This is a genomic window from Cupriavidus sp. YAF13, from assembly GCF_052113425.1.
Classification (GTDB): Bacteria; Pseudomonadota; Gammaproteobacteria; order Burkholderiales; family Burkholderiaceae; genus Cupriavidus.
The window spans coordinates 1-5,179 of the sequence record NZ_JBFRDD010000127.1; the positions used below are offsets into that span (position 1 = coordinate 1).

Annotated in this window: 1 tRNA gene and 3 rRNA genes; all 4 read left to right on the top strand. The window is 53.3% G+C overall.

Annotated elements, in window-relative coordinates:
• Nucleotides 1-214 precede the first annotated feature (214 nt).
• Nucleotides 215-1,746 (top strand): 16S ribosomal RNA (locus AB4061_RS40345).
• A gap of 81 nt (nucleotides 1,747-1,827) precedes the next feature.
• A tRNA-Ala gene (locus tag AB4061_RS40350) sits at nucleotides 1,828-1,903 on the top strand.
• 43 nt (nucleotides 1,904-1,946) lie between these two features.
• A 23S ribosomal RNA gene (locus AB4061_RS40355) occupies nucleotides 1,947-4,889 on the top strand.
• A 128-nt stretch (nucleotides 4,890-5,017) separates the two neighbouring features.
• A 5S ribosomal RNA gene (gene rrf / locus AB4061_RS40360) occupies nucleotides 5,018-5,130 on the top strand.
• The 16S, 23S and 5S rRNA genes sit together here with 1 tRNA gene alongside, the layout of an rRNA operon.
• Nucleotides 5,131-5,179: the final 49 nt, after the last annotated feature.

The following is a 5,179-nucleotide window of genomic DNA, read 5'->3' on the forward strand; positions in this document are numbered from 1 at the left end:
GGCCAGTTCTTTAACAAACAAACAACCGATAAGTGTGGGCGCTTGATAGCGGATGCGGAAGACTTCGGTCTTTTAGCTTACAAGTTATAAAGTGCTCGCACAGTAAAACATGTTGGTTATGTCTTCGGATGTAACCAGTCAGTTTTCTGAGAGTGAGCGACCGCTCGAAAGAGCGAGGTTTCAGCAGGCAACTGCGCGGAACCACACAGGTATTAAACTGAAGAGTTTGATCCTGGCTCAGATTGAACGCTGGCGGCATGCCTTACACATGCAAGTCGAACGGCAGCACGGGAGCAATCCTGGTGGCGAGTGGCGAACGGGTGAGTAATACATCGGAACGTGCCCTGTCGTGGGGGATAACTAGTCGAAAGATTAGCTAATACCGCATACGACCTGAGGGTGAAAGCGGGGGACCGYAAGGCCTCGCGCGATAGGAGCGGCCGATGTCTGATTAGCTAGTTGGTGGGGTAAAGGCCCACCAAGGCGACGATCAGTAGCTGGTCTGAGAGGACGATCAGCCACACTGGGACTGAGACACGGCCCAGACTCCTACGGGAGGCAGCAGTGGGGAATTTTGGACAATGGGGGCAACCCTGATCCAGCAATGCCGCGTGTGTGAAGAAGGCCTTCGGGTTGTAAAGCACTTTTGTCCGGAAAGAAATCCCTTGCCCTAATACGGCGGGGGGATGACGGTACCGGAAGAATAAGCACCGGCTAACTACGTGCCAGCAGCCGCGGTAATACGTAGGGTGCGAGCGTTAATCGGAATTACTGGGCGTAAAGCGTGCGCAGGCGGTTTTGTAAGACAGGCGTGAAATCCCCGAGCTCAACTTGGGAATGGCGCTTGTGACTGCAAGGCTAGAGTATGTCAGAGGGGGGTAGAATTCCACGTGTAGCAGTGAAATGCGTAGAGATGTGGAGGAATACCGATGGCGAAGGCAGCCCCCTGGGACGTCACTGACGCTCATGCACGAAAGCGTGGGGAGCAAACAGGATTAGATACCCTGGTAGTCCACGCCCTAAACGATGTCAACTAGTTGTTGGGGATTCATTTCTTCAGTAACGTAGCTAACGCGTGAAGTTGACCGCCTGGGGAGTACGGTCGCAAGATTAAAACTCAAAGGAATTGACGGGGACCCGCACAAGCGGTGGATGATGTGGATTAATTCGATGCAACGCGAAAAACCTTACCTACCCTTGACATGCCACTAACGAAGCAGAGATGCATYAGGTGCTCGAAAGAGAAAGTGGACACAGGTGCTGCATGGCTGTCGTCAGCTCGTGTCGTGAGATGTTGGGTTAAGTCCCGCAACGAGCGCAACCCTTGTCTTTAGTTGCTACGCAAGAGCACTCTAGAGAGACTGCCGGTGACAAACCGGAGGAAGGTGGGGATGACGTCAAGTCCTCATGGCCCTTATGGGTAGGGCTTCACACGTCATACAATGGTGCGTACAGAGGGTTGCCAACCCGCGAGGGGGAGCTAATCCCAGAAAACGCATCGTAGTCCGGATCGTAGTCTGCAACTCGACTACGTGAAGCTGGAATCGCTAGTAATCGCGGATCAGCATGCCGCGGTGAATACGTTCCCGGGTCTTGTACACACCGCCCGTCACACCATGGGAGTGGGTTTTGCCAGAAGTAGTTAGCCTAACCGCAAGGAGGGCGATTACCACGGCAGGGTTCATGACTGGGGTGAAGTCGTAACAAGGTAGCCGTATCGGAAGGTGCGGCTGGATCACCTCCTTTCAGTCGTAGGTTCAAGTCCTACCAGACCCACCAAGTTATAGACGGTGGTTCGATGTTGAGCTTCCGGCGTCAGTAGTATTTGGGGGATTAGCTCAGCTGGGAGAGCACCTGCTTTGCAAGCAGGGGGTCGTCGGTTCGATCCCGTCATCCTCCACCAATTACCTGGTACCTTGGATTGGTCGTCAAAGGCAAGCGCTTAGGATTGAGCGTTTGCCTTTGGCCTTGGCCAAGACGTTGCGAGACCAAGTCTCGCACGGCTGTTCTTTAACAATATGGGATGTAGTAAAGGTGTCGTGAGCGTTGATGAGACGCTGCAGTAAAACACGATACCGGGTTGTGATTGTATCAACCGAAATGTATTTAAGTGATCGAAAGATGACTTGGAATACGGCACAAATGCGAGAACTCATCCTGTAGCCGAAATGGGAAGAGCCTTGTACTCTTTAGCAGCATTGTTAGCAGAACGGGATGGAAAGCCCGGCCATAGCAGGTGATAGCCCTGTATGCGAAAACAGCGTTGTGGAACTAGGTGTACGACAAGTAGGGCGGGACACGTGAAATCCTGTCTGAAGATGGGGGGACCATCCTCCAAGGCTAAATACTCGTGATCGACCGATAGTGAACCAGTACCGTGAGGGAAAGGCGAAAAGAACCCCGGGAGGGGAGTGAAATAGATCCTGAAACCGCATGCATACAAACAGTCGGAGCCTGGAAACGGGTGACGGCGTACCTTTTGTATAATGGGTCAGCGACTTACATTCAGTGGCAAGCTTAACCGATTAGGGAAGGCGTAGCGAAAGCGAGTCCGAATAGGGCGTTCAGTCGCTGGGTGTAGACCCGAAACCAGACGATCTATCCATGGCCAGGTTGAAGGTGCGGTAACACGTACTGGAGGACCGAACCCACTAACGTTGAAAAGTTAGGGGATGAGCTGTGGATAGGGGTGAAAGGCTAAACAAGTCTGGAAATAGCTGGTTCTCTCCGAAAACTATTTAGGTAGTGCCTCGTGTCTCACCTTCGGGGGTAGAGCACTGTCATGGTTGGGGGGTCTATTGCTGATTACCCCGCCATAGCAAACTCCGAATACCGAAGAGTGCAATCACGGGAGACAGACATCGGGTGCTAACGTCCGGTGTCAAGAGGGAAACAACCCAGACCGCCAGCTAAGGTCCCTAAGATTGGCTAAGTGGGAAACGAAGTGGGAAGGCTAAAACAGTCAGGAGGTTGGCTTAGAAGCAGCCATCCTTTAAAGAAAGCGTAATAGCTCACTGATCGAGTCGTCCTGCGCGGAAGATGTAACGGGGCTAAGCCAGTCACCGAAGCTGCGGATGCGTGCATTCCTTTAAGTGCACCTTGCTTGTCGATGCGCAGCATCGACAAAGCGCCCAACAGAGATCGTTGGGATGCAAGTAGAGTGGAYTTAAAGGAGTGCACGCATGGTAGGAGAGCGTTCTGTAAGCCTGTGAAGGTGTCTTGTAAAGGATGCTGGAGGTATCAGAAGTGCGAATGCTGACATGAGTAGCGATAAAGGGGGTGAAAAGCCCCCTCGCCGTAAGCCCAAGGTTTCCTACGCAACGTTCATCGGCGTAGGGTGAGTCGGCCCCTAAGGCGAGGCAGAGATGCGTAGCTGATGGGAAGCAGGTTAATATTCCTGCACCGTCGTATGATGCGATGGGGGGACGGATCGCGGAAGGTTGTCCGGGTGTTGGAAGTCCCGGTCCCTGCATTGGAGAAGGCGCTTAGGCAAATCCGGGCGCGGAATTCAAGGATGTGGGGCGAGCGGCCTAGTGCTGCGAAGCAATTGGAAGTGGTTCCAAGAAAAGCCTCTAAGCTTCAGTCATACGAGACCGTACCGCAAACCGACACAGGTGGGCGAGATGAGTATTCTAAGGCGCTTGAGAGAACTCGGGAGAAGGAACTCGGCAAATTGGTACCGTAACTTCGGGATAAGGTACGCCCTTGTAGCTTGACTGGCCTGCGCCAGGAGGGTGAAGGGGTTGCAATAAAATGGTGGCTGCGACTGTTTAATAAAAACACAGCACTCTGCAAACACGAAAGTGGACGTATAGGGTGTGACGCCTGCCCGGTGCCGGAAGATTAAATGATGGGGTGCAAGCTCTTGATTGAAGTCCCGGTAAACGGCGGCCGTAACTATAACGGTCCTAAGGTAGCGAAATTCCTTGTCGGGTAAGTTCCGACCTGCACGAATGGCGTAACGATGGCCACACTGTCTCCTCCCGAGACTCAGCGAAGTTGAAGTGTTTGTGATGATGCAATCTCCCCGCGGCTAGACGGAAAGACCCCATGAACCTTTACTGTAGCTTTGCATTGGACTTTGAACCGATCTGTGTAGGATAGGTGGGAGGCTTTGAAGCGTGGACGCTAGTCTGCGTGGAGCCGTCCTTGAAATACCACCCTGGTTTGTTTGAGGTTCTAACCTTGGTCCGTGAATCCGGATCGGGGACAGTGCATGGTAGGCAGTTTGACTGGGGCGGTCTCCTCCCAAAGTGTAACGGAGGAGTTCGAAGGTACGCTTGGTACGGTCGGACATCGTACCTAAAGTGCAATGGCAAAAGCGTGCTTAACTGCGAGACCGACAAGTCGAGCAGGTGCGAAAGCAGGACATAGTGATCCGGTGGTTCTGAATGGAAGGGCCATCGCTCAACGGATAAAAGGTACTCTGGGGATAACAGGCTGATACCGCCCAAGAGTTCATATCGACGGCGGTGTTTGGCACCTCGATGTCGGCTCATCTCATCCTGGGGCTGTAGCCGGTCCCAAGGGTATGGCTGTTCGCCATTTAAAGAGGTACGTGAGCTGGGTTTAAAACGTCGTGAGACAGTTTGGTCCCTATCTGCCGTGGGCGTTGGAATCTTGACGGGGGCTGCTCCTAGTACGAGAGGACCGGAGTGGACGTACCGCTGGTGTACCTGTTGTCTCGCCAGAGGCATCGCAGGGTAGCTATGTACGGAAGAGATAACCGCTGAAAGCATCTAAGCGGGAAACTCGCCTGAAGATGAGGATTCCCTGGAGCCTTGAGCTCCTTGAAGGGTCGTTCGAGACCAGGACGTTGATAGGCTGGGTGTGGAAGCGCAGTAATGCGTTAAGCTAACCAGTACTAATTGCCCGTAAGGCTTGATCCTATAACCAGTGTGTTTCTACCTGGTGTGAGTGTCGCGTGCCGCTGCCCAGCAGCTAGGCCGATACGCACAACCCCTACTACATCCCTATTCGCTGCGTTGAGCAAACCTCAGCGCGGCCACCGTTTATGCCTGGTGACCATAGCGAGTTGGAACCACCCCTTCCCATCCCGAACAGGACCGTGAAACGACTCCACGCCGATGATAGTGCGGATACCCGTGTGAAAGTAGGTAATCGCCAGGCTCTCCCTTGAAACCCCCCAGTACGAAAGTACTGGGGGGTTTTGCTTTTG